This is a genomic window from Terriglobia bacterium (assembly GCA_020072845.1).
In the GTDB taxonomy this organism is placed as follows: Bacteria; Acidobacteriota; Terriglobia; order Terriglobales; family Acidobacteriaceae; genus JAIQGF01.
Genome location: JAIQGF010000009.1, coordinates 259316 through 284526, shown reverse-complemented (window position 1 = coordinate 284526; position 25211 = coordinate 259316). Strand labels below are relative to the sequence as shown.

Annotated in this window: 20 protein-coding genes; 5 read left to right on the top strand and 15 right to left on the bottom strand. The window is 62.7% G+C overall.

From position 1 onward, the window contains the following. The first annotated feature begins 105 nt into the window (after nt 1-105). Nucleotides 106-3495 (top strand): CPBP family intramembrane metalloprotease, encoded by a 3390-nt coding sequence (locus LAN70_10365; protein ID MBZ5511559.1) that lies wholly within the window; start codon nt 106-108, stop codon nt 3493-3495. 6 nt (nt 3496-3501) lie between these two features. Here LAN70_10365 and LAN70_10360 read toward each other — a convergent pair whose 3' ends face one another. The 5 genes from LAN70_10360 to LAN70_10340 form a co-directional block, all read right to left on the bottom strand. Further along, nucleotides 3502-4023 carry a DUF421 domain-containing protein gene (locus LAN70_10360; protein MBZ5511558.1) on the bottom strand — a complete coding sequence of 174 codons (522 nt, stop codon included), beginning with the start codon at nt 4021-4023 and terminating at the stop codon, nt 3502-3504. 174 nt (nt 4024-4197) lie between these two features. Then, nucleotides 4198-5031 (bottom strand): hypothetical protein, encoded by an 834-nt coding sequence (locus LAN70_10355; GenBank protein ID MBZ5511557.1) that lies wholly within the window; start codon nt 5029-5031, stop codon nt 4198-4200. A 211-nt stretch (nt 5032-5242) separates the two neighbouring features. Continuing rightward, complete coding sequence (locus tag LAN70_10350; protein ID MBZ5511556.1) at nt 5243-5743, bottom strand: hypothetical protein; 501 nt, start codon at nt 5741-5743, stop codon at nt 5243-5245. Between the two features lie 17 nt (nt 5744-5760). After that, nucleotides 5761-6063: a YtxH domain-containing protein gene (locus LAN70_10345; GenBank protein MBZ5511555.1), complete on the bottom strand. Its 303-nt coding sequence runs from the start codon at nt 6061-6063 to the stop codon at nt 5761-5763. A gap of 176 nt (nt 6064-6239) precedes the next feature. Further along, nucleotides 6240-6965 carry an SDR family NAD(P)-dependent oxidoreductase gene (locus LAN70_10340; protein ID MBZ5511554.1) on the bottom strand — a complete coding sequence of 242 codons (726 nt, stop codon included), beginning with the start codon at nt 6963-6965 and terminating at the stop codon, nt 6240-6242. Nucleotides 6966-7315: 350 nt separating this feature from the next. Here LAN70_10340 and LAN70_10335 point away from each other — a divergent pair, with 350 nt between their 5' ends. After that, nucleotides 7316-8596 (top strand): hypothetical protein, encoded by a 1281-nt coding sequence (locus LAN70_10335; protein ID MBZ5511553.1) that lies wholly within the window; start codon nt 7316-7318, stop codon nt 8594-8596. A 215-nt stretch (nt 8597-8811) separates the two neighbouring features. Here the strand turns inward: LAN70_10335 and LAN70_10330 are convergent, their stop codons facing one another. The 6 genes from LAN70_10330 to LAN70_10305 form a co-directional block, all read right to left on the bottom strand. Further along, on the bottom strand, nt 8812-9057 hold the full coding sequence (locus tag LAN70_10330) for a histidine kinase (GenBank protein MBZ5511552.1): 246 nt from the start codon (nt 9055-9057) through the stop codon (nt 8812-8814). A 79-nt stretch (nt 9058-9136) separates the two neighbouring features. Beyond that, nucleotides 9137-9712, bottom strand: a complete 576-nt coding sequence (locus tag LAN70_10325; protein MBZ5511551.1) for a CvpA family protein — start codon at nt 9710-9712, stop codon at nt 9137-9139. Between the two features lie 72 nt (nt 9713-9784). Beyond that, nucleotides 9785-10702 carry a phosphoribosylaminoimidazolesuccinocarboxamide synthase gene (locus LAN70_10320; protein MBZ5511550.1) on the bottom strand — a complete coding sequence of 306 codons (918 nt, stop codon included), beginning with the start codon at nt 10700-10702 and terminating at the stop codon, nt 9785-9787. A gap of 276 nt (nt 10703-10978) precedes the next feature. Beyond that, nucleotides 10979-14944, bottom strand: coding sequence for a chromosome segregation protein SMC (gene smc, locus LAN70_10315; protein MBZ5511549.1), 3966 nt, complete (start codon nt 14942-14944; stop codon nt 10979-10981). A gap of 446 nt (nt 14945-15390) precedes the next feature. Beyond that, nucleotides 15391-16794, bottom strand: a complete 1404-nt coding sequence (locus LAN70_10310) for a dipeptidase (protein ID MBZ5511548.1) — start codon at nt 16792-16794, stop codon at nt 15391-15393. Between the two features lie 233 nt (nt 16795-17027). Beyond that, complete coding sequence (locus LAN70_10305) at nt 17028-17378, bottom strand: hypothetical protein (GenBank protein ID MBZ5511547.1); 351 nt, start codon at nt 17376-17378, stop codon at nt 17028-17030. Between the two features lie 134 nt (nt 17379-17512). Between LAN70_10305 and LAN70_10300 the strand changes: the two genes are divergently transcribed. Further along, nucleotides 17513-17764: a ribbon-helix-helix protein, CopG family gene (locus LAN70_10300; protein ID MBZ5511546.1), complete on the top strand. Its 252-nt coding sequence runs from the start codon at nt 17513-17515 to the stop codon at nt 17762-17764. Then, on the top strand, nt 17754-18038 hold the full coding sequence (locus tag LAN70_10295) for a type II toxin-antitoxin system RelE/ParE family toxin (protein MBZ5511545.1): 285 nt from the start codon (nt 17754-17756) through the stop codon (nt 18036-18038). Before LAN70_10300 ends, LAN70_10295 begins: the two co-directional genes overlap by 11 nt. A gap of 9 nt (nt 18039-18047) precedes the next feature. Here LAN70_10295 and mnmA read toward each other — a convergent pair whose 3' ends face one another. The 3 genes from mnmA to LAN70_10280 form a co-directional block, all read right to left on the bottom strand. Continuing rightward, nucleotides 18048-19160 carry a tRNA 2-thiouridine(34) synthase MnmA gene (gene mnmA, locus LAN70_10290; protein ID MBZ5511544.1) on the bottom strand — a complete coding sequence of 371 codons (1113 nt, stop codon included), beginning with the start codon at nt 19158-19160 and terminating at the stop codon, nt 18048-18050. 86 nt (nt 19161-19246) lie between these two features. Further along, nucleotides 19247-20416: a cysteine desulfurase gene (locus LAN70_10285; protein MBZ5511543.1), complete on the bottom strand. Its 1170-nt coding sequence runs from the start codon at nt 20414-20416 to the stop codon at nt 19247-19249. Nucleotides 20417-20680: 264 nt separating this feature from the next. Beyond that, nucleotides 20681-21817: a citrate synthase gene (locus tag LAN70_10280; protein ID MBZ5511542.1), complete on the bottom strand. Its 1137-nt coding sequence runs from the start codon at nt 21815-21817 to the stop codon at nt 20681-20683. Between the two features lie 287 nt (nt 21818-22104). On the opposite strand from LAN70_10280, the gene LAN70_10275 reads away from it, so the two are divergent. Beyond that, complete coding sequence (locus LAN70_10275; GenBank protein ID MBZ5511541.1) at nt 22105-24210, top strand: S46 family peptidase; 2106 nt, start codon at nt 22105-22107, stop codon at nt 24208-24210. A gap of 96 nt (nt 24211-24306) precedes the next feature. Here LAN70_10275 and LAN70_10270 read toward each other — a convergent pair whose 3' ends face one another. Further along, nucleotides 24307-25149, bottom strand: a complete 843-nt coding sequence (locus LAN70_10270; GenBank protein MBZ5511540.1) for an amidohydrolase family protein — start codon at nt 25147-25149, stop codon at nt 24307-24309. Between the last annotated feature and the right edge of the window lie 62 nt (nt 25150-25211).

Below are 25211 nucleotides of genomic sequence, written 5' to 3'. Positions count from 1 at the left end.
CGGGCCGAGCGCCTCGCCCCAGCAGATCGCAAGTGACAAAGGTTTGACCGCGCCGATTGAGCAGATTACGATTCCTGCGCATTCTGCCTTTTTATGGAGCCCCAATTGTCCCGTCTCGAAGGCAAAGATCTCCGAACCCTGCTGTTGTGGATCGTCATCGGCATCGTCGGCGCGGTGGTCGCGTTCCGCTATTTCCATGCCGCCTTTCCGGAAGCTGCGCTTGACCTGAAAGTGTCCAAGGCCGAGGCTCTGGAAACCGCGCGGAAATTTCTCGCCGCCAATGGCATGCCGGTCGAAGGCTACGAAACCAGCATCGTTTTCCACGTTGACGAAAACGCGAAGACATACCTGGAGCGCGTAGTCGGCCTGGAGCAGGCCAACAAGCTCATGGCCGGACCGGTGGTGGTGTGGCAATGGGACGTCCGCTTCTTCCGCCCGCGCCAGCAGGAGGAGTTTCACGTTGGGGTCACTCCCGCGGGACGCGTTGTCAGCTTCTCCCATGTCATCGAGGAGGCGCGTGCCGGCGCGCGGCTGGAGCGCGATGCGGCGCAGGCGGTCGCGGAAGCTTTTGCCCGAACGCAGTACGCCGATTTCGCTGACTATGATTTTCTTCCCGCCGAGGCGAACTCCAACGACCGTCCCAATCGGAGCGACTGGAGTTTCACCTGGGAGCGGCGCGGCTTCAAGGCGCCGCAGCGGGCAGACGGCGCGCCCTACCGCCTGCGAGTCAGCGTCCAGGGCGACCGTCCCGGAGGTTCCGGCGAATTCCTGAAAGTGCCGGAAGAGTGGGAACGGAGCTATCAGAAGCTGCGGTCGAGCAACACCTTCTACGGCAGCCTCGCGCTGATTCCCTACTTGTTCCTGAACGGCGCCATGCTATGGGTGCTGTTCGATCTCGGCCGCCGCGGCATCATCCGCTGGAAGGGCGCGCTCCAGCTTGGGGCCGTACTGGCGGTGCTGTTCTTCGCCATGACGGCGAACAACTGGCCGGTCACGCGCGCCGGCTACGACACCAACTCGTCCTATTTGTCGTTTGTGGTGCAGCACTTGGCGCTGGCCGCCGCAGGCAGCATCGCGCTCGGGTTAATGGTGGCCTTGACCGTGGCCGCGGCCGAACCGCTGTACCGCGCTTCTCAACCGGACCAATTGCGCCTGAGCGCGGCGTGGACGCTGCCCGGCATCCGCACCAAGGAATTCTTCCGCTCGTGCGTGATCGGCCTGGGCATGGCCGCCGGACACATCGGCTTCGTCGTGCTCTTTTACTTGCTGGGCAGCCGGATCGGCGTCTGGGCGCCGCAGGACATTCCCTACACCGATGTCTTGAGCACGCATTTCCCCTGGTTGTACCCGCTGACCATCGGAGTGTACGCCGCCACCAGCGAAGAGTTTTTGTTCCGGCTATTCGCCATTCCCTTCCTCATGCGGCTGACCAGGTCGCGCGTCCTGGCCGTGGTGTTGCCGGCGTTCTTCTGGGGCTTCCTGCACTCCACCTATCCGCAGCAGCCTGGCTACATCCGCGGCATCGAGGTCGGCCTGATTGGGATCGTCGCCGGCGTGGTGATGCTGCGCTACGGCATCCTGGCCACGCTGGTGTGGCACTACACGGTGGATGCGGCGCTGATCAGCCTGTTCCTGCTGCGCTCGGGCAACGCATATTTCCGCGCGTCGGGAGCACTGGTCGCCGCCGGCGCGCTGGTTCCGCTGCTGATCTCCGGAGGTTTCTACCTGGCGCGCAGGAGATTCGAGCCTGACGAAGCGCTGTTGAATCGCGCCGAGGCTCTGACGGAGCAGCCCGCCCCAATCGCGGTAGCGGTGGAACGGCAGACCGCACCGGTGGAAGCGCTGACGTCATCGCGCATCAAGTTGGTGGTGGGCTGCGGCGTGGTGGGAGTGCTGCTGGTGGTCCTGGCGAAACCGCACGAGATCGGCGATTTCCTGCGCTTTCGCGTGAATGCCCGGCAGGCGGCGGAGCGCGGCGATGCCGTTCTGCGGGCCCGCGGCATCCATCCCGAGCGCTATCACCGCGCGACCGCGCTGGCGGACCGGTCCGACAAGTACGTGAATGAGTTCCTGCGGCGGAAGGTGGGCATCGCAGGAGCGAATCGTCTCTATGGTGAAAAAGTGCCGCTGGCGCTGTGGCGCGTGCGTTACTTCCGCGATAGCGAAACCGAAGAGTACGCGGTCATCGTGCGGCCGGACGGCGGCATTCACTCGCTACACCATACCCTCGAGGAAAAAGCTCCCGGAGCCAAGCTGTCGCGCGAAGAGGCGCAGGCGCTTGCGGAAAAGTACCTGCGCGACGAGAAGAAACTCGATTTGAGCCAGTGGAAGCTGGTGGATTCGTCGGCCGACGCACGCCCGGCGCGCACCGATCACCGCTTTGTCTGGGAGGAGAAGCAGCCGTCGGCGGGATCGGGAACGGACGCCGCTTATGTCCGCGCCGAAGTCCAGGTGCAGGGCGACGAGGTGTCGGGCTATCGCGTGTTTTTCAAGATTCCGGAGCAGTGGGAGCGCGATCAGCAGAAGCGCACGCTGCCACGAGTGCTGAGAATCGTGTGGCGCATCGTCTTCTTCGCCGGACTCGGCGGCGCCGCGCTCGTCCTGTTCTTCAAGAACCTCCGGCAGCAGTCGGTTCCCTGGCGGCGGCTGGCGATTTGGGCCCTGGCCGCGCTGTTCGGGACAGCCTTGGTCACGCTGAACAGCCTGCCCAACATCCTGGCCAGTTATCCCACAGCGGTTCCGCTGCGCACCTTCGAGGCGATCACCGGCGTTTCGCTGTTTGTCGCCGTGCTCTTCGGCTACTCTTCGGCATTCTTCCTCCTCGGGCTGGCATGGTTTTTCCTGGCGCGCGCCTTTGGCGAGGAGAAACTCAGCGGCTGGCGCGGGCTTCCTGCCAGCTACTATCGCGACGCTCTGATCGTGGGCGTAGGCGGAACCGCGGCCCTGGCGGGACTGGATCGGCTGGCGGAGGTCGCGTCGCGAGCGTGGCCGACCCTCACGCGCTCGCTCGCCGCCGCGTTGCCGTCGCACCTCGACAGCTATGTGCCGGCCGGAAATGCGGTAGGCCACGCGCTCAGCGCGGGTCTGTTACTGACGGCCTCGGTCGGACTGGCCGCGGGTTTTATCGCGTGCCACCTGCAACAACGATGGATGCGTTCGGCGCTCCTGTTGGGCGCAGCGCTTGCGCTGGTGGGCGATTGGGGCAGCCCGGCAGATTTCGCCAAGCGCCTGCTCATCGAGATTGTGCTGCTGGGTGTCGTCTGGCTGGGCGTGCAGAAGGTCGTTCGCTTCAACCCGCTCGCGTACTTCCTGCTCGCTGCGCTGCCCGGCCTGGTCATGGCCGCGGCGGAACTCTTACAACAACCCAACACTTTATTCCGCGCCAACGGCTGGCTGGCGGCGGGGGCGGCAGTCGTACTTGTCGCCTGGCCGCTGGTTGCCATGCGAACCGCCTCGCCAGATCGCACGGCGAGCGCGGCCGCGTCGGGTGATTGAGCGCGCCTACTGGTTTTTGTGGAGAAACTTCAGCCGCTTATGCGGCTGCGCCGCCGGGTTGACGTCGTCGTACTTGAGGCAACTGATGGAGCCATCCACCTCGAGCACGGCGAGCGCGACGTCGCTCAAGTTGCCGATGCCATGCTCGCGAAGGGCGCGCGTCAGTTCGTCGTGCGAGACGTGCTCGCGCGCCATGTGCGACTCGATCGCCTGGCCGTTATGCACCAGCAGCGTCGGCGATCCCTGGATGACGCGCCGGAAGCGGCGATTCAAGCCCGAAACCTCCGCCACCAGGTAATTCACCACCAGCAACGTGGCCGCCGCGGCGATGCCGCCGAGCAGCGAATTATCGGGGCCGGTCATGGCGTTTTGCACCGAGTTGCTGATCAGCAGCAGGAGCGTGAGGTCAAAGGGAGTCATCTGGCCGACTTCGCGCTTGCCGCTGAGGCGAACCCCGAGCAGCACCACGAGGTAGATGACCAGCGTGCGAAGGACGATTTGAACGAGGACTGCGCCGCCTGGATACATTTTTCGAGTTGTGAGTCGCGAGTCGCGAGTTGGCCGCGAGTGTACGCCAGGAACGCGAAACATCAAACCGCAAAGGACGCGAAGGAACGCAAAGGAGATAATCCTGGCGGCCTTGGCGACCTTTGCGGTTGATCCTCAGCGGCACACGCCAGGGCGTGTGTGCCACATCACTGACTACTGCTTGACGGCTGGAACCGGCGCGCCTTTGGGCGTGCTCAAGTAGCCGGAGATCTTGTTCTTGTCGGCGGTCATGACGACGACTTCGTAGAGGAAGCGGTCGCGTCCGCTGTAGAACTGCAGCGGCTCGTACAGCGTGCGGTCTTTTTTCTCAATCGTGCGGTCGTCGGCCATCACATTGAGCGTGTACTTGCCTTTCTTGCCATCCACCTTCTTAAGTTGCAGGCTCACCGTGGAAACCGGCGTGGGCCGCGCGCCTTTCTGCAGCGAGAACTCGTAGATATTGCGATCGCCGCGGTGCTTGAGGGTTTCCAGGTCGTCGCGGGTATGAGCAATCAGGCCGCTCTGCACGTTGAGGTCGCCCATGACGCGTTCCAGCTTGGACTTGGTCGCCTCCAGATCGGACCGGGTGGTGGCGATGTCGCTCTTGGCGCCGCCCAGCTCGGTCTTGACACCGGCGACTTCCCCGCTGACCGCGCCCACCTGCTGCTTGGTTTGCTCGCTGAGCCGCTGTTCGGCCTCTCTCTGTTGGCGCTGAAGAGCGGCCGAACGCGAGGCGATTTCCTTCTGCGTCAAGCCGACTTTTTCCGCCAGCACCTGGTTCTCCGCCTTGAGACTGGTTTCGGCGATGCCGAGCCGCTTCAGAAGCTGCGCATTCTCCGCCTTGGCGGCGGTTTGAGCAGCCTCGAGCCTGTCGATGCGGCCGCGCGAATCGAAAATGAAGTAGAGCGAGACCGCTACGTAAACAATGGCAACTCCCAAAATCACATTGCGCAGCAGGTTGCCGGTGGAGCCTGCATCTACACCTTTGTCCTCATGTTCGTCGGGCATAACTCTCCTGAATTCACTCGAAGGATGCTCAATTGTTGAGCATAAGCTCTGTACTGTCAATGAACCCGTAGCGGAGTTGCGAGTTGCGACACCGGAGCCGCGAGCATGGCGCCGAGTGTTGCAGAGAGGTTCGCGTGTGCCACACGCGACGATAGGCGTGCCAAAAAAACGCGCTCGAGGGCGAGCGCGCTCCAACTTCTTTGCGAAATCGCTAGATAAACATCTCGTCTTGCGGCTGGCCGGCGTGGTTGCGGGTACGGCGGCCGAGCAGCGTGCCCAGGCCGGCGGTCAGGCCCTGCACAATGCCGGCGACCTGGCGCACGGGCGAGATCACGGTGTGATGGACGAGTTCGGTGGTTTCTTCGACGCGGTCCATGGTGCGGGTGACCAGTTCGTCGGCGCGGATGACGTGCAAGCGCGTGCGGTCAATCACGTCGTTGACCGTGGCATCCAGCCGCTCGACCTGGCCCTTGATGGTCGCGGTGGTGGCAGTGGCGTTGGCGATCAACTCCTCAATCTTGGGCTTGGTGGTGGTCAGCAGCGACTGGGCTGCGTCCAGTGTGGGCAGGGCACGGCGCTGGACCTCTTCGGCCAGCGCCTGCATGCGCGCGGAGCTCTTCTTCACGGTGAACAGAATGGCGAGCAGGATACCGATCTGCAACGCCAGAGCCACGCCGATTTCAATGAGCAGAACTGTAAAGCGCGTCTCCATAATCGTCGGCGGGCGCGCTAGACGCTTTTCCCTTCGCCCTCGGTGGCCTCGCGATATGCCTGCCGGCCGGCGTCGTAGGCGGACTTGAACTGCTCCTTCTGCTGGCTGACGACGTCGCGGCCTTTTTCTACCCACTCACTGGCCTGTTCGCGGGCGCGCTGGGCGCGCTCAACGACACGGTTCCGTCCCTCTTCCGCCTTGCTGGCGAGAGTTTCGCGGGTTTCGCGGCCGGAGGCCGGAGCATAAAGAACACCAATCGCGGCGCCGATCCCCAAACCGGCCAGGAACCAGAGAAAGCCGTTTCCGTCTCTATCGGACATAAAATCCTCCCAAACATTTCCTGAAACTGGCGATGTTAGCACTCGTGGCAGTCAGCGGCAAGCGGCAAGCGGCCATGGCCGTGAGAATGAAGAATTAAGAAGTCAGAATGCAGAATGGTAAGACCTTCGCGGCGGATGTTGTTCTGACTTCTGAATTCTTAATTTCCCTGTCTTGATCACGGTTTCTGCGTCGGCCGCAGAACGACTTCGCTGGCGAAAGACTGCGGCGCCTGTGTAACCAGCATCGCCACCACGTGGGCGACGTCGGCGGGACGCAACATTTTGAGCGGGTCCTTGCCGGCGTGTGGGCCGAGTTCCGATTGCGTGCTGCCGGGACAAACCACGCTCACACGGATGTTATAGCGGCGAAGTTCTTCGGCCACGGAGTAGCTCAGGCCGTTCAAGCCCCACTTCGAAGCCGCGTAGGCGGCGCCGTTGGGCAGCGGGTTTTTGCTGGCGATGGAGGAGATGTTGACGATGTCGCCGCGGCCGGCGCTGATCATCATGGGCGCGAAGCAGCGAATGGCGTAGAACGCGCCACGCAGATTGGTGTTGAGGATGCGCTCCCAGTCGTCGGGCGGAAGCTGATGCAGAGGGCGGCTGAAATCGCCGACGCCGGCGTTGTTGACCAGGATGTCGGTGCGGCCGAAGCTTTGCTGCACGCGCGCGGCGAGCGCCTCCACCGAGGCCAGCTGGGCGACGTCGCAGACGATGGCCTCGCACGGTCCGCCGGCGGAGCGAATCTGTTGTGCGGCGGCATCGAGTGTTTGCGGCGAGCGACCACAGATGACGGTGGTCGCCCCCATTTCCGCCAGGCGGGCCGAGATGGCGTATCCGATGCCGCGGCCACCGCCTGTGACCACGGCTACTTTGTCGCGCAGAGGTTTCGTGCCGTCGTTCATCGTGCCCAGCTCCTCGTAGCCGCGCCGGAGGCCGATTCAGCAGGCCGGCGCGGCCTGCCATGTATCCAGCAGCCGGAAAACCCGCATCAGAACCCGCATCAAATCTGGCGGGAAGAGCCGTAATCGTAACGTAACTTGCCTTTGTACGAGGTACATTCTTATAATCCCTTTCCGCTGAGTTTCCTGCTCTCTTGAGAAGCGGAATCGGGGCAGGCGGTAGTAAGAATTTGCCGTTTCCGGGCCCGGGCGCGCGCAGGCCTTCCAAACTGCGCGTGTCGTCTGCGCGAGCCGGCTGGCGTGCGTGGGCGACGTCGCTATTTTCTCCAGGAATCGAAGTAAGGAGCCATCGCATGAAGAAGTCGCTCATCATCCTTGTGCTGGTATTCGCCGCCGTGGCCATGGCACCGACCGGCGCCGACGCGCAGGCACAGGGTGGACAAGCCGCGCCAACCGGGCCGACGATCAAGGACCCGGCCGAGTACAACGCTTACGTCACCGCGCTGAACCAATCCGATCCCGCGGCCAAGGCGCAGGCGCTGGACACGTTCCTGCAGCAGTACCCGAACAGCGTGGTCAAGGTGAGCGGGCTGGAATTGCTGATGGCCACTTACCAGCAGCTTGGCAATATGCAGAAGGTGCTGGAAACGGCCGATCGTGTGCTGCAAGCCGATCCCACCAATCTGCGAGCTCTGGCGCTCATGACCTACATCTACCGCCAACAGGCGGAAGCGGGCGGGTCGAATGCCGCCCAGTCGCTGCAGCAGGCGGCTCAGTACGCGCAGAAGGGCCTGCAGGCAAGCCAGACCGCGCCCAAACCGGCGGAGTTGACCGCGGAGGATTGGGAAAAACTAAAGGGGCAGACCCAGGTGATCTTCGCCGGAGCGGCGGGCATGGCGGCGCTACAGCAGAAGGATTACCCCAATGCGCAGAAGTATCTGACAATGGCCGCGCAGGGGCAGCCCAACGATTTGCGCAACGTGTACCCGCTGGCGCTGGCGTACCTGCAGCAGAAACCGCAGGACGTCCGCGGACTGTGGTACATCGCGCGCTCTGCGAACCTGGCTGCCGGCACACCGGCCCAGGCGCAGATTACGGCCTACGGCAAGCGCGCGTACACGATCTATCACGCCGGCGACGATGGTTGGGACCAGTTAATGGCGCAGACCAAGACCACCGCAGAACCTCCCGCGGGATTCACCGTCAAACCGGCGCCGACGCCGGCCGAGCAAGCCGCCAACCTGGCGAATACCAAACCGGTGGATCAGATGTCGTTCGATGAATTTCAGCTGATCCTCACCTCGGGCAATCAACCAGCCGCCGACAAGGTGTGGAGTGCCATCAAGGGCAAACCGATTGCGTTTGAGGGCAAGGTGATCAGCACGACCAGGAACTCGGTGATGCTGGCCGCCACGGTGGACGATATCCAGAACAACAAGGCGGACGTGGAATTGACGTTCGAAGCGCCGATTGCCGCAGCGCTAGTCCCGAAGCAGGGCGCTATGTCCAAGGTGCAAGGCACGCCGGCGACCTACGATGTCAGCCCGTTCATGATTCACATGACCAGTGGCGCATTTATCGGTGCGCCGCCCAAGCCGCCGGCGCACAAGCCGCCAGTGCGCAAGAAGCAATAGTTTTTGGTCAGGTCCAGCCAGATACAGGCACGGCGAAACGCCGTGCCCTTTTTGTTTCCGCAGCAGGTAGCCGCGACCGAGGGCGGTGGCCGCCTCAGGACTCGCGCAATGACTGTCAGCAGCCCCCGTGTGGCGCGGGAGCCTGCGAATCGGCGCGCGTGCGGACCAACCGCGCGTCTTTCGACTTCGCTCAGGGCAAGCTGTGTACCCAATGACTAGCGCGCCGCTTTCTTCTCCATGGTGAGGGGGCGGGCACTGCGCGGGGGGCGCCGGGCGCCGTCGCGCAGGCTGCGAACGTCAACCTTGAGTTCGGCGATGGTGCGGGAGAGCGTATTGCGGTGCATGCCCAAATTGCGGGCAGCTTTGCACTGGTTTCCCTGGTTCTCCTGAAGGACCGTGAGAATAAAGCGCTTCTTGAATTCGCGGACGGCTTCGGAATAAAGAATGCCGCTTTTGTACATCTGCATGACCAGGGATTCCAGTTGGTCTTTCACGGGACCTCTCCTTTTATGACTGTCCGTTTATGACTGTCCGTTCGTTTTACTTAGCCGGGACCGCGGGCGGTCCGGGCGCGGCATTATGATTCGCCGCCGGAGGCGCGCCTTCGCGGATGTTGGCGATGGCGTCCATGCCGGCACGAAACTGTTGCCGTACCTGCGACGGTGCAACCCAGACGGCGGCCCGCGCCAGCACCAGCAGATACGGCGCCGTGCGCGATCGCGCCAGCAGGGTTGACCCGGGCGAGAACGATGCCAGCGCGAGCAACGAGATCATCACGATCAGGACGCCGCGCACCAGCCCGAACATCCCGCCCAAAACGCGGTCGAACCAGCGCAGTCCGGCTTCCTTCATGCCGAAACGCGCGATCCGGCCGATACCTCCCGCCAGCAGGACGACAACAAAAAAGATCGTCAGAAACCCGCACAGATCGGCCACCCAGGGCGTCTTCACATACGGCGCGTACCAGTTCGCCACCTGGCGGTATCCCCAGGCCGCGAGCAGATATCCTACGACCACCCCGGCCAGGGAAAACACTTCGTGCATGAACCCTTGCGAAGCCGCGACCAGCACAGAAAACAGAACGATGGCAACGATCAGCCAATCCAGTCCGGTCATGCGGGCCCTCGCGACAACGCTTGCTCTCACCTCAACCGCAGATTTCCTGCGCTCCAACCGGCCCGCCAACCATCAGGCCGCCTGCACCTGCAAGTCCCGCCCGGTAAGCCGGCGAAACGCTTCCATGTATTTCGCGCTGGTGTTGTCGGCCACCTCGGGCGGAAGCGAGGGAGCCGGCGGCTGCTTGTTCCAGCGAATCTTCTCCAGGTAATCGCGCACGTATTGTTTGTCGAACGACTCCTGGCCGCGGCCGGGCGCATACGCGTCGCCGGGCCAGAAGCGCGACGAATCGGGCGTCAAGACTTCGTCGGCCAGCACCAAGCCGGCGGCGGTGCGTCCGAACTCGAACTTGGTATCGGCGATGAGGATACCGCGGGCGGCGGCGTAGTCGGCGGCGGCCTGATAAATGCGCAGGCTCAGGTCGCGCAGTTGCTCGCTCAACGCGGCCCCGGCGATCTTCTTCATCTCGGCGAAGGAAATGTTTTCGTCATGGCCGGTGTTGGCCTTGCTTGCCGGCGTAAAGATCGGCTGCGGCAGTTTGTCGGATTCGCGCAAGCCGTAGGGCAGGGTGATGCCGCACACCGAGCCCTTGTTCTGGTATTCCTTCCACGCCGAACCGGAAATGTAGCCGCGCACCACGCACTCCACCGGAACCATGTCGGCATGGACCACCAGCATGGAGCGGCCGCGCAGATGAGCCTGGTACTTGCGCAGGTGCTGCGGATAGCGCTCCACCTCGGCGGTGACCAGGTGGTTGGGGACGATGTCCTTGAGGAAGTCGAACCAGAAAAGAGAAAGCTGGGTCAGGACGCTGCCCTTGTTGGGAATGCCGGTGGCGAGCACGTAATCGAAAGCGGAAATGCGGTCGGTCGCCACCAACAGCAGGTGCTCGTTGTCCACGCGGTAGAGGTCCCGCACCTTTCCGCTGGCATAAAGCTCCAAGTCCGGAAAGTCGGTGTGCAGCAGGACGTCTTGTAGGGAGTGAGCCACGACGGAAAATTGTTGCGCAAAAGAACGTCGCGTATTCTAGCCGCCTACGTTTTTTTGTCAACGCCTCGCGTCACAATTGCGTGCGACGCGATTTCCTCCGCGAAGAATAATCATTGACAGGAGAGGCGTTCCCGCGAAACAGGCTCTGGGGAAGGGATTTAGCGGATCATGATGTGGAAAATCGGAAAGAGCTTCCCCCCGCTCCCGTAATCTTGCCGTAATCTTCTGGTCGCGCCAAGTTCCGCCGCGCTCTCTCCGCACCGCGATACGGCGCGTCTACGCGGTCGCCGCCTGCGCGTTTTCGTGGAAGCGCACCGAGACCAGCTTGGAAACTCCGGGCTCCTGCATGGTGACGCCGTACATGACCGGCGCAATGCTCATGGTCTTCTTGCTGTGCGTGATGAGGATGAACTGGGTGGTATCGCTCATCTCGCGCACCAGTTCGGTAAAGCGTCCGATGTTGCTTTCGTCAAGCGGAGCGTCCACTTCGTCGAGAATGCAGAACGGGCTCGGCTGGTACTGGAAGATGCCGACCAGCAGCGCCAGGGCCGTCAGCGCTTTTTCTCCCCCGGAGAGCAGCAGCACGTTCTGCAGCTTCTTGCCCGGAGGCGACGCCACCACGTCAATGCCGCTGTCGGCGGCGTTCTCTTCGTCGGTGAGCCGCATGAATCCGTTGCCGCCGCCGAACAACTTGCGGAATGCCGCCTGGAAATTGATGTTGATGGCGGCAAACGCTTCCTGGAATTTCTGGCGCGAGATGGTGTCGATTTCACGAATGGCGTTCTGCGTATTTTCGATGGAGTCCATCAAATCTTTGCGTTGCGTTTCCAGGAATCCGTGGCGCTGCGCCGCCTCCTGATACTCCTCCAGGGCCATCATGTTCACCGGGCCCATGTTGTCAAGTTTCGCGCGCAGCTCGCGATATGCGGTCTCCTCCAGGGCGAGCAGTTCCGGGCCGAGCTGGGCAACGGACTCGTCAGCGAGCAGCGTGCCGGCGGCCACACCGAGCTCGTTCAGGCAGGTTTCCGCCATGTGCTGCTGATCGGACTGCAGCTTGGCGGCCTGCGCCGACAGTTCTCCGCGGCGGTCGCGCACCGAGTCCATTTCCAGGCGCGCGCTACGAAGCTGGTGCTCGATTTCGACCAGCCGGCCGCGCACCTGTTCGGATTCGGCCTGCAGTTCGGCTTCGCGCGCTTCGGCCTGCTCTTTCTGCGCGCCCAGCAAATCCAGTTGCTCGGAAATCTGCAGGTTTTCGATCTCGCGCTGCGCCTGTTCGGCGGCGGCCATCTGCTGCTGCGACTCCAGCGACTCCACGCGCGAAGCGATCTCGGCGAACATGGTGGCAACCCGGGACAGCGCAGCCGACGCGGCGCGGCGCCGCTCTTCCACGGCCGCGACTTGCGCCTTCATCTCGGAGGCAACGTGGGCGGCGGCATCGCGCGCGGCGCGCAGCCCGGCAAGACTTTCCTGCGCCGCGGCGGCTTCGTTCTCCAGCGCGGCACGGCGGGCATCGCGAGCGCCAAGTTCGGCCTGTTGTTCGGCAATCAGCGCCTCGTTCGCCGCCCGTTCGGCGGTGATGTTCAGCGCTTCGCGCTCCGCCAGCGCCACCCGCTCGGCGATGCGCGTCACCTCGCTCTCCAACTGGCGCAGGTCATGACCGGAGGTGAGCGCGGCCCTGTCGGCCTCGCGCTTCTCCGTTTCCAGCCGCTCCAGCAGCGAGGAGAGGTCGGCGATCTCGCGCGCCAGGATCAATGCCTTGCGCTCTTCGCCGCCCAGCGCCCGTTCCATTTCGGCGAGCACGCGCAGCACGTCGCGCAACTCGCGCTTCATGGACAGCGGGCCCTCGCTGCGCTGCTTGCCGCCGGTCACGGTGACATTGTGGAAGCACTCGCCCGATTCGGAGAGAAAGAATGCGTCGGGGTTCGACAGGGCCAACTCGCGCGCGACTCCCGAGTCGGGCACGAGGTAGCCGTCGCGCAGCTTGGGCAGGATGACTTCCAGGGATTTGCCGAAGCCGTTGAGCACGCGGATGGCCTGCTTCAACGGTCGAACCAGTTGCGCGTGCGCGGGCGCATGGTGCGCGGCCTCGTCGAGCACGAACGAGAAGCGCGCCTGCGAGTCATTGGGATGCACCAGGAAGGTAGCGCGGCCCTCGACGTCGGTGCGCAGCAGGCGCATGCCTTCGTCGGCGGCGTCCCAGGATTTCACCACGATGAAGTTGAGCTCGTCGCGCAGGAAATCCTCGACCACGTGCTCGACGCGGTCATCGACTTCGAGGAAATCGGCGAGCACCCCGACCGGCGCAAAACCGCTGTTGAGCGCGCCGGACTGGAACAGCCGGCGAACCGAATCGGTGGAATAACCGTGCTCGGCAATCACCGCTTCCAGCGAACCCTTTTTGCCCAGCGCGGTGGCGTACTCGGCGCGCAGGGTATCGAGGCGGCGCTTGGACTCGGTCTCCGCCATGCGCACCTCGCCGATCGCGGCGCGCGTCTGCTCGATGTCCTCGGCAAGCGCCTGCACGCGTTCGGAGGCATTTTCGAACTCGAAGGCGATCTGCCCGCGCTGGTCGCCGAAGGTCTCAATCTGCGCCCGCCCGGATTCGATTTCGTGATTCAGGCGGCGCAGTTCGCGTTCCAGGCCGGCGATGTGCTCCTGCGCGCGCGTAAGCTGCTCGCGGACCGCGGAAGCGGCGGCAACTGCTTCCATGATCGCGGCCCGGCGTGATTCCTGGCGGCACTCGATGTCGGCCAGCACGCCGGCGGCGATGGTGGCTTCCTGCTGCGCCGCGGCGGCTTGTTGCTGCGCGGCGGCCACCTCGCCCTCGGCCGCTTGCAAAACCCCGCGATGCGATTCCCGTTCCGCCTCGATGCCCACCAGGCGCAGGCGTGTCTGCGCGAGTTCGGCGGCGGCGGATTCGGCGCGGTGTGTCAGCTCGGCGCAGCGCTCCTCGTTGGTGCGCTGGCGCGAGAATGCGCGATCAATCTCGCGCGTGATTGCCGACAAGCGCTCGCCATTGTTGCGCACGTCGGTTTCGATAGCATAGCCGCGCTGCGTGCCTTCGGCCTGCTCCAGTTCCAGCTCGCCGACCACCTGCGTTTTCGCACGCAGTTCTTCCCCGAGGCCGATGAGGGTCGCTTCCAGTTCTTCGCTCTCGCGGCGGAGTTGCGCGAACCTGCCGGCCAGCACCAGGCGCAGCTTGCCGCGCATTTCGTCGCGCAGGCGCGCGTAGCGCTCGGCTTTGGAGGCCTGGCGCTTGAGCGAGTTCATCTGGCGCGTGACTTCCTCGAAGATATCGTTGACCCGCGCCAGGTTCAGCTTGGCTTCCTCGAGCCGCGCTTCGGCGAGGCGCTTGCGCGTCTTGAACTTGGTAATCCCGGCCGCCTCCTCGATGATGGCGCGCCGGTCTGTGGGCTTGCTGGAGAGAATCTGGCCGATTCTTCCCTGCTCGATGATGGCATAGGACTCCGGGCCCAGCCCGGTGCCCATGAAGATGTCCTGGATATCGCGCAGGCGGCAGAGCTTGCCATTGAGCAGGTACTCGCTGTCGCCGGAGCGGAACAAGCGGCGCGTGACCACGATCTCGCCGGCCTTGAAGCTGGGCCTGAACTTGCGGCGGCGGATTTTCAAAACCACGGCCGACGGTCGACGGTCGACGGTCGACGGCGGCAACTCGGAAGTCGCTGACGGTTGCTCGATGGCGTTGGCGGATTCAGCACCAGGATCGGCGGAGCTGTTGGCCGGGGTGGTCTGCGGTCCCAGGTTCGATTCGGGCGCACCGCTGTTTTGGCCGTCGACCGTCGACCGTAGACCGTCGACTTCGTCCACCTGGCCGGGCTGCACGTCGGAAAGGTATTCGTCGGTCTCGACGGCGGCTTTTTCGCGCAACGCGGCTTCGTCCCAGTCCGCTTCCGACATCTCGTCGTGAATTTCAATTTCCGGCTCGGCCAATGCTTCCGGCCCGTCGTAAACGTCAGGGTCGATCAGGGTGAGGGAAACTTCGGCCATGCCGGTGGGCTTGCGGTCGCGCGTGCCGGCAAAGATAACGTCTTCCATGCGCGCGCCGCGCAGGGTGCGCGCCGATTGCTCGCCCAAAACCCAGGCGATGGCGTCGGAGATGTTGGATTTGCCGCAACCGTTGGGGCCGACGATGGCAGCGATGCCGTCGCCGTGAAAACCCAGTTCAGTGCGGTCGCAGAATGACTTGAACCCGAGGATCTGGAGCTTCTTGAGTTTCAGCAACGTCCACTCCTTCAACTGGCGGGGCCGGCCTTTCGCTGGTCCCACAACGTTGCGTACAGCCCGCTACGGCCACTGCGGGCGACGCGGCGCGTTCCGGCTGAGAGAGACGCCGCTCCACATTCCCTGCCCGGCAATCCCGCGTACCACGAAATTAGAGTCAATGTACCGTCGCGAAGGGCCGGCGTCAAGACAGAAAACGCTATATATTGTGGCGGCCTGTGGAAGAACCCAGCATCTTGCACAGCCATTGCAGCACATGCGTGTTGCACTTCGAACGCCTGTTTTTAGATGGGAAAGGAGATCGGCAGGATGGACCGCAAGAGCAGAGTAAGCCTAGCGCAATTACATTAGCTTTTCAATAATCAACTAGCGTCACTGCGACCGTGGGCAGGCGAGCAAAAAGGGGCGCCGCTGCGCCCCCATTTCGGTGGTTTGTGGTTCCCGCGTTACTTCCCCAGGATCTGGAAGAAGCGGATGATGGACTCAATCCCGCGGTAGAAGTTCGGGATATGGAACTTCTCATTGGGAGCGTGCAGGTTGTCGTCGGGCAGCCCCATGCCCATCATGACGCTGGGAATTTTCAGCTCGTTCTCGAAATCGGAGACGATCGGAATCGAGCCGCCGGAGCGGATGTACACCGTGTCCTTGCCGAAAATTTCATGCAGGGCGTCGGTGGCTGCCTTGATGTACCGGTTATCGGTCGAAACCACGCAAGCCGGCCCCTTGCTGTGCACCTTGATGCTGAGGTTGATCCCCTTCGGCGTGAGCTGCTTCACGAAGTCGGTGTACTTCTTTAGGATGTCGTCCTCGTTCTGGTCCGGGACCAGGCGCATGGAAACCTTGGCCGAAGCGCGCGCCGGAATCACCGTCTTGGCGCCGGGCGCGGTGAAGCCGCCGGGCATGCCGTGGACCTCCAGCGTCGGACGCGCCCAGGTGCGATACAGCACCGAGTAGCCCGGCTCGCCGGTCAGCATGCTGGAGCCGACTTCCTTCTTGCGGTATTCCTCTTCATCGAACGGCAGACGCTGCCAGGCTTCGAGTTCCGCCTTGCTGGGCTCCTTCACTTTGTCATAGAAGCCGGGGATCAGGATTTTGCCGCCGGCATCCTTCAGCTTGCTGATGATCTCGACCAGCGCGAACAGCGGGTTGGGGGCCGCGCCGCCATAGACGCCGGAATGCAAGTCGGTGGCCGCACCCTGCACTTCGATTTCGGTGTACACCAGCCCGCGCAGGCCTACGCACAGCGTGGGCATGTCGGGCGCGAACAGTTCGGTGTCGGTGACAAGCGCGAAGTCCGCCTTCAGCTTGTCCTTGTGCTTGCGAACGTATTCGGCGATGGACTCGCCTCCTACCTCCTCCTCACCTTCCAGGATGACGCGCACGTTGATCGGCAGCTTGCCGTCGCCGGACTTCATCAGCGATTCGAAGGCCTTCAACTGCATCCAGAGCTGGCCTTTGTCGTCCACGGCGCCGCGGGCATAGATGTTGTTGTTGCGTTCGGTCGGCTCGAAGGGCGGGGACTTCCACTCGTCCAGCGGCTCGGCGGGCTGCACGTCGTAGTGGGCGTAGCAGAGCACGGTCGTTTTTCCCGCGGCATGCAGCCAGTCGGCGTACACCAGCGGGTGCGCGCTGGGGCGCTCCTTGGTCGCGGTGGGAATGATCTCGACGTGCTCGAAGCCGATGCGCTTCAGATCGTCGGCGCAGACCTTGGCCGCCCGCTCCGTGTCCTTGTTGTGTTCCTCCAGCGTGCTGATGCTGGGAATTCGAAGCAGGTTTTTCAGCTCTTCCAGGAACCGCTTTTGGTTGTCACGAGCGTAGCTAAGTGCGGTGGATGATGTCGCTGTAGCCATCTGGATCTTCTCCTCTGCCGGCGCAAGCCAGCTATGAAGCTCAAAACCCGTTACCCAAACTAAAAAGTATACAACGCGGCGAGACTAGCGGAGTTGCGCTGGCTGGCGGCGGAAACGATGCGTTCTGATTTGGTAATTTTGTAAGTTGGTAATTTCGTAAATGCGACTACTGGATGCTGGTTCGACGCGTTACTGCTCGAATTGACAAATTACCAAATTACGAAATTACCCAATTACCCAATTTCCCCGTGCCGCTGCATCTGCTCCAGCAACCGGGGATTGCCGCAGGCGGCGGCAAATTCGGCGTGCACACGCGCCCGGTCAAAGTCGCCTTCGGCAATGTAGATTTCGCCGAGCGCGACGTGGGCGTCCGCCAACGTAGGTTTCTTTCCCAGCGCGATCAGCAGATGATGCTTCGCTGCTTCGCGTTTGTGCTGCACGCGCAAAAGCTGCGCCAGGTGATAGTGCCCTTCCGCCCACTCGGGATTCTGTTCCAGAGCGCGCTGCTGCTCGGCGATCTGGCGCGCGGTTTCGTCATCGAGCGCTTCATCGGCGATGCGGCGGAAGAAGGAGTCGTCGCCCATTTCTTTGTCACTATCCTACATCTCGCACGCGCCGATCATCTCATGGCCTCATCTCGGGCACGAACCGGTGTTGGGATTGTTTACATTTGCTTACGTATGATGTAGAAGAGTACATACGCATGCGGAGACCGACCATGTCCAGCGAAGCCAATGTGTTGTCCTTGCGTCTAGACCCGCGCTTGAAAAAACAACTCGACAAACTAGCTAAGGCCACGCAGCGCAGCCGCTCATTCTTGGCAGCCGAGGCAATTCGTGAATACGTGTCCTTGAACGAATGGCAGGTCGAAGAGATCTCGAAGGCTCTCGTTGAAGCAGATCGTGGCGAGTTTGCGAGCGAAAAACAAGTGGAAAAGGTGATGAGAAAGTGGACTGGTCGTGCGCGTTAGATGGTTGCAGGCTGCACTGGATAACCTAGACGCGGAAGCTGAGTACATCAGTCGCGATGATCCGGCTGCTGCAGCCAGGGTCGTAACAGCTATTCAGAGATCAATCGCGCAACTTGCGGTGCATCCCGCTATTGGCCGACCTGGTCGGGTTCCCGGAACGCGCGAACTCGTTGTACCTGATACCCCATATATAGTTCCGTACCGAGTTCGTAGCTATGCCGTGGAAATCCTGCGTGTATTTCACGGGAAACGAAGGTGGCCGCCTAGCTTCTAGGATGGGCGTCTAAACAATCCATCCGCCGCCGACCACCACGTCGCCGTCATAGAACACCGCTGCCTGGCCGGGCGTAACCGCGCGCTGGGGCTGGTCAAAGGTCGCCAGCACTTCATCGTCACCGGTCTTCTCGACCACGGCGGGCGCAGGCTCGTGGCGGTTGCGGATCTTTACCGATACGCGCATCGGCTGCCGCAGATCATCCACCGCAATCCAGTTCAGGCGTCGAGCGCGCAGCGTGGTCGCGTACAGCTCTTCCCCGCCGCCAACCACCACCTGGCGCTTTTCGCCGTTGATCTCCAAAACGTAGAGCGGCGAGCCGGTGGCCACGCCCAGTCCCTTACGCTGGCCGACCGTGAAATTGTGAATGCCGGCGTGGGTGCCGATCACCTCTCCGCTGGTTGTGACCAGCTCGCCCGCGGTGTCGGGCAGCGATTCGCCCTGCTCCGCCAGGTACGCGTCAATGAACTGCTTGTAGTCACCGCCGGGGACAAAACAGATTTCCTGGGAATCCGGCTTCTCGGCCAGCGCCAGCCCGTGCCGGCGCGCTAGCTCGCGCACTTCGGACTTGCGCAAGTCTCCCAGCGGAAACAAGGTGCGCGAGAGCTGCTCCTGGGTCAGGCCAAACAGAAAGTACGTCTGGTCCTTTCCGAGATCGGCGGGACGGCGCAGCAGCCAGCGCTGGCGCGCGGCGTCGAATTCGACTCGCGCATAGTGGCCGGTGGCCAGCTGCTCGGCGCCGATCTGGCGCGCCGTGATCAGGAGCTGATCGAACTTCAGGTGGTTGTTGCACAGGCTGCACGGGATGGGCGTACGGCCGGACAGATACTCGCCGATGAACGGGCGCACCACCTCGTCCTCGAAGCGCCGCTCCTGGTTGACGACGTAGTACGGGATGCCGAGCGTCTCGGCGACACGGCGGGCGTCGTACACGTCGTCGAGCGAGCAGCAGCGCCCCGTGACCGTTTCCGGCATGCCGTTGTGACCCGCCAGGCGGCGCTGGTTCCAGAGCTGCATGGTGAGACCGATCACCTGGCGGCCCTCGGCGCACAGCATGGCCGCAACGGTGGAGGAATCCACACCGCCCGACATGGCAACGGCAATGGGACAGTCTTCAGTCATCAGTCTTCGGTCGTCAGCAAGCGGAAATGAGGAAATGGAACTTTCCAGTCGCGGTCCCTGACGACTGAAGACCGACGACTGAAGACTCACCCCGCTTGTACTTTATTGTAAATGGGCGACAGCTCACGCAGCCGCGAAAGGGTCGCGGGCAGGATGGAGAGCAGCAGGTCCACGTCTTCGCTGGTGTTCTGCTTGCCGATGGAGAATCGCAGGCTGGCGCGGGCACGGTCGGGGGAGAGGCCCATCGCGGTCAGCACGTGCGAGGGCTCAATCGCTCCCGAAGAGCAGGCCGCGCCGGTGGAAACGGCGATGCCCTTGAGGTCGAGGGCAATTACCAGCGCCTCGCCCTCGATGAAATCAAAATAGATGCTGCTGGTATTGGGCACGCGTGGCGCACCGGCGCTGTTCACACCGACCGAATCGATGGTTTCGGTGATGGTCTGCTCGAGGCGATCACGCAATGCGCCGATGCGGCCGACCTCGCCATTGCCGAGCCCGGCGCGCGCCAGTTCCGCCGCCTTGCCCAGGCCGACGATCCCGGCAACGTTTTCTGTTCCGGCACGCCGCGCGCGCTCGTGCCGTCCGCCGTACAGCATCGGCTGCAGCAGCGTTCCCTTGCGCACGTACAGCGCGCCCACGCCTTGCTGGGCATGGATCTTGTGTCCTGAGATGGAGAGCAGGTCGCAGCGAATCGCGCTCACGTCAACCGGCACCTTGCCCGCAGCCTGCACGGCGTCGCTGTGGAAATAAACGTCGGCCTCGGCGGCGATGGCGCCAATCTCGTTGACCGGCTGGAGCACGCCGGTTTCGTTATTCGCCATCATGATGCTGATCAGACGCGTGTTGGGCCGCAGCGCGCGCTTGACGTCATCGGGCGAAACCAGCGCCTGGCCGTCCACCGGCAGGTAGGTCACCTCGCATCCCATCGCGTCTTCTTCCAGGCGCTTGCAGGCGTTCAGCACGGCATGGTGCTCGATCGAACTGGTGATGACGTGATCGCCGGGGCGGGTGATGCCGAAGATGGCGAGGTTGTCGGCCTCGGTGCCGCCGCTGGTGAACACAATTTCCGAGGCCCGGCAGCCGAGCAGGGCCGCGACCGATTCGCGCGCGCGCTCCACCGCCGCCCGCGTCTGCTGGCCGTGATGGTGGATGGACGACGCGTTGCCGAACTGCTCGATGAAATACGGCTGCATCGCCTCCAGCACCGGCGGCAGCAGCGGCGTGGTCGCGTTGTTGTCGAGATAGGCGCGGCGCATGGGCTCTATTTTACGCCGTCACAGCGGCAAGTGATCTACCACGGAGACACGGAAGCAATCGGAATTGGTAATTTCGTAATTCTGTAATTTGGTAATTTCGGCCCGGCCTCTGTCCAAATGAGGTTCTGAAATTACCAAATTACGAAATTACCCAATTACCAAATCTGCTCCGTGTCTCCGTGCCTCCGTGGTGGGATTCATCTTCGCAAAAGTAAAGCGCGCTCCCGGGCGAGCGCGCTCCAACTTCTTCTTCCCATCGTCGAATCAGCGCCGGTCAATGGGAACGTAGCGCTGCGGGTACGCCGGGCCAACGTAATCGGCGCGAGGCCGGATCAGGCGGTTGTCCCCGAGCTGCTCCATCACGTGCGCCGTCCAGCCGCTGATGCGCGAGACGGCAAAGATCGGGGTGAACAGGTCAAGCTCGATGCCCAGCGTGTAATAGGTCGAGGCGGAATAGAAGTCCACGTTGGCGTTTAGCTTCTTGTCGGCCTTCATGAACTGTTCGATCTTGCTGGAGTACTCAAACCATTTCGCCTGCCCGCTGGACTCGCCCAGCTCGCGCGACATCTGACGCAGGTGCGTGGCACGCGGGTCCTCGGTGTGATACACGCGGTGTCCGAAGCCCGGGATTTTTTTCTTTTGCGCCAGCATGCCCTTGATGTGCTCCACCGGGTCGGCGCCGGCCTTGGCAATTTCTGCCAGGATCTTGAACACCGCTTCGTTGGCGCCTCCGTGCAGCGGCCCCTTGAGCGCGCCGATGCCGGAGGTGATGGCCGAATGCATGTCCGACAGCGTGGCGGCGGTCACGCGCGCCGCGAAGGTGGACGCGTTCAGTTCGTGGTCGGCATGCAGGATCAGGGCGATGTCCAGGGCGCGCTCGGCGGTTTTCGACGGCGGGTCGCCGTTCAACATCAGCAGGAAATTCGCGGCATGCGACAGCGAACGGTCGGGCTCTACAACCGGGCGGCCTTTCCGGATGCGGTCATAGGCAGCCACGATCATGGCGAGTTGGGAGGTCAGCCGCAGCGACTTGTGCAGGTTTGCTTCCGGGGTGTTGAGGCTCTCCTCGGGATCGTAGAAAGAGAGAGCGGAAACCGCCGTGCGCAACACGTCCATGGGCAGCGCGTGCCGCGGAGCCTGGCGCAGCAGGTTGATGATGGCGGTATCAAGCTTACGTTCGTCGGCGAGCGCCCGGGCGAACTCGCGCAGCTCGGCTCGGTTGGGCAGCTTGCCGAACCAGAGCAGGTAGCAGGTTTCCTCGAACGTGGAATTGTCGGCGAGCTCGTGAATGTCAATGCCGCGGTAGGCCAGGATGCCGCGGTCGCCATCGATAAAACAAATGCTGGAAACCGCCGCGATGACGCCTTCCAAGCCTTTGGGCGTAAGAGTGCTGCTGGACATAAATTCCTCGCAATCCTATTGCTGCGGGATCGAACGCAGGCGACGCAGGGCCCCCGGCTGACACATGGGCGTGAGTACCGGGTACCATACCGCAAACTTCGTGCAATTCCAAATCGGGACGTGGTTGCGAACGGGTGGGGACGAGTCGCATGCGACGTTGCCGGGCAGCGCGCGCCAGCGTATATTCGAGGGTTTTGTGATTCTGGCCCGGCGCAATTGGGCTGAGGCAACCCGGTTTTCACCTTGTGAAACTCACATTCATGCCGGACCGGCATGGGAGATCGAGCATGTTAAAACGCGCAGTTCTATGTTTCGGCATTGCAGTCATTTTGGCGGGCATCGCCCCGGCCGACGAAGGCATGTGGCTGTTCAACGCATTTCCAAAAGCCCGGGTCAAGGCGAAATACGGGTTCGAGCCGACGCAGGCGTGGCTCGATCACGTGCGCCTGTCGTCGGTGCGCTTCAACAACGGCGGGTCCGGGTCGTTCGTTTCGCCCCACGGCCTGGCATTCACCAACCATCACGTCGGCGCGGTTTGCGTCCAGCAGCTTTCCACCGGCGGCAAAGATTTCATGAAGACCGGCTTCTACGCCAAAACGCAGGCGGACGAGGCCAAGTGCCCTGACCTGGAACTCAACGTCCTGCAGAGCATTGAAGACGTCACCGCCAAAGTCCAGGCGGCGGTGAAGCCGGGCATTTCGGCCGCCGCGGCCGGCACCGCGCAGCGCGCGGCCATGTCGGCCATCGAGAGCGACTGCACCAAGTCCACCGGACTGCGCTGTGACGTGGTCACGCTCTACGCCGGCGGCATGTACAACCTCTATCGCTACAAAAAGTACACCGACGTGCGCCTGGTCTTCGCGCCCGAATTCGACGCCGCATTCTTTGGCGGCGATCCCGACAACTTCGAATATCCGCGCTACGACCTCGACATCACGTTTTTCCGTGTTTATGAGAACGATAAGCCGGCAACCCTCACCCAGTCCTTTAAGTTTTCGAAGGCCGGCGTGAGCGACGGCGAGTTGATCTTCGTCTCCGGCCATCCCGGCTCCACCGGCCGCCTGCTGACCATGTCGCAACTGGAGTTCCTGCGCGACACCAGCTATCCGTGGCGGCTGAAGTCTCTGCAAGGTATGGTGAAGACGTTGAAGGCCTTCTCCGCCCAGTCGCCCGAGAACGCGCGCCGAGCCCAGGAAGACATCTTCGGCATGGAGAATTCGCTGAAGGCGATCACTGGGTACCAGTCGGGCCTGCTCGACAAGAAGCTGATGGCGGAAAGACAACAGGAGGAGAACAAACTGAAGCAGGGCGTCGCCTCTGATGCCAAGAAGAAGCAGGAATTCGGCGATCCCTGGGCTGATGCCGCACAGGCGGCGAGCACCTACAAACAGATCTTCATGCCATTCACCTATCTGGAGCGCCGGCAGGGTCTGCGGGGCGATCTGGCCGGCATTGCCCGCATCCTGGTGCGTGCCGCGGCGGAAAAGCCGAAACCGAACGGCGAGCGTCTGCGCGAGTATCGCGAGTCGGCGCTACCTTCGCTCGAGCAGCAACTGTTCTCGACCGCTCCCATCTACAAGGACCTGGAGACCGTCATCGTGACGGAGGCGCTTCGCCAGATGCAGAGCGATCTGGGCAACGATCCCGCCGTCGCCGGGGTGCTCAAGGGCCAAGACCCCACGCAGGCAGCCAAGGCGCTGATCGAGGGCACGAAGCTGGAAGACGTCACCCTCCGCAAGCAGCTCTATGCAGGCGGCGCTGCGGCCGTCAACGCCAGCACTGACCCGCTGATCGTCGTCATGCGCAACATTGATTCGGAAGCGCGCCAGTACCGCAAGCAGTATGACGACCAGGTGGACGCGGTGGAGCGGCGCAACGGCGCGACCTTGTCGAAGATCCGCTTTGCCGAACTCGGCACCGACACCTATCCTGACGCAACCTTCACGCTGCGCCTCAGCTACGGCGCGGTGAAGGGCTTTACCGAAGACGGGCGCGGCAGCATCGTGCCCGCCGGGACCAAGCTTCCCTTCTTCACCACCTTTGCCGGCGCGTTTGAACACGCCGCCAAACACGACAACAAGCCGCCCTACAACCTGCCCGCGAGCTGGCTCCAGAACAAATCGAAGATCAAGCTGAACACGCCGCTGAATACCATCGAAACCGCCGACATTATCGGCGGCAACTCGGGCAGCCCGGTGGTGAACAAGGCGGGCGAGGTGGTCGGCATCATCTTCGACGGCAACATTCAGTCGCTCCCCTGGAACTTCCAGTACGAGGACGCGATCGGGCGCTCGCTGCACGTGGATTCGCAGGGCATCCTGGAGGCGCTGCGCAGCATCTACGGCGCCACCCGCCTGGTGGATGAACTGGAGGGAACTGCGGCAAAGAAATAGGACCGAAAAACCTAACCGCGGATTCTCGCGGATCAACACGGATCGACTATTTCTGATCCGTGAAAATCCGCGGCGATCCGCGGTTTTCTTTTGCTTCTAATCCGGCCAGATGCTGAGCGCCGTCTTGCTGAGAATCTGATCCTGCGCCCCTGCCTTCAGCGGCAGCGCCCTGAAATCGTCCAGGTTGCGTTGGATGTCGGGCACTCCCGGCCCGGGCCAATCGGTGCCGAACAGCGTCTTGGAGGCGATCTCCTCCACCCGCGGAAAATACTTCAGCAGCGTTTTCGGCGGGATGCCGCTGATGTCGAGAAAGACATTGGCGTGGCGGCGAATCAGGAAAAATGCCGTGTCCATCCACAGCGGGCGCCCGCCATGGGCCAGCAGGATCCTGAGTTTGGGAAAATCCACCGCGACATCGTCCACGAACATCGGATCGCCGTACTTGTTGCGCGCGCCGGGAAAGACGGATGTGCCGGTGTGGAACATCACCGGGATGCCGTTTGCCTCGGCGGCGCGGTAAATGATTTCCAGTTCATTCACGCCGCGCAGGTAGTCGTTGGGATAGAGCAATTGATGCGGCGGATGGATTTTAATCAGCCGGATCCCGAGCCGCACCAGGTGCTCGACATCGGCCATGATGTTCGCGGAGTGCCGTGGATGCAGCGACCCGCACGGGATCAGCCGCCGCGGATCTTCCTTCACGTAATCGGCCACGAACTGGTTCACGCCGGCCGTGAACCCGATCACCTCCGGCGCCACGTAGTTGATGAGCACCGCGCGATCGATCCCCGCCTTGTCCATGTGGTGAAGGAAGGCGCGCGGCGATCGGCAGAACTCCTCGATCTGCGGGAACTCCGGCCGCTTGGCCTTCATCAGGCGCAGCGCCTCCGGCTTGAACATCTCCAGCGGCTGAATGTGGATGTGGCAGTCGGTGATCAAAACAGGCTCCAGGCTGCAGGCTCCAGGCTGCACGTGTCAGCTTTCAACCCTATACGCTAATT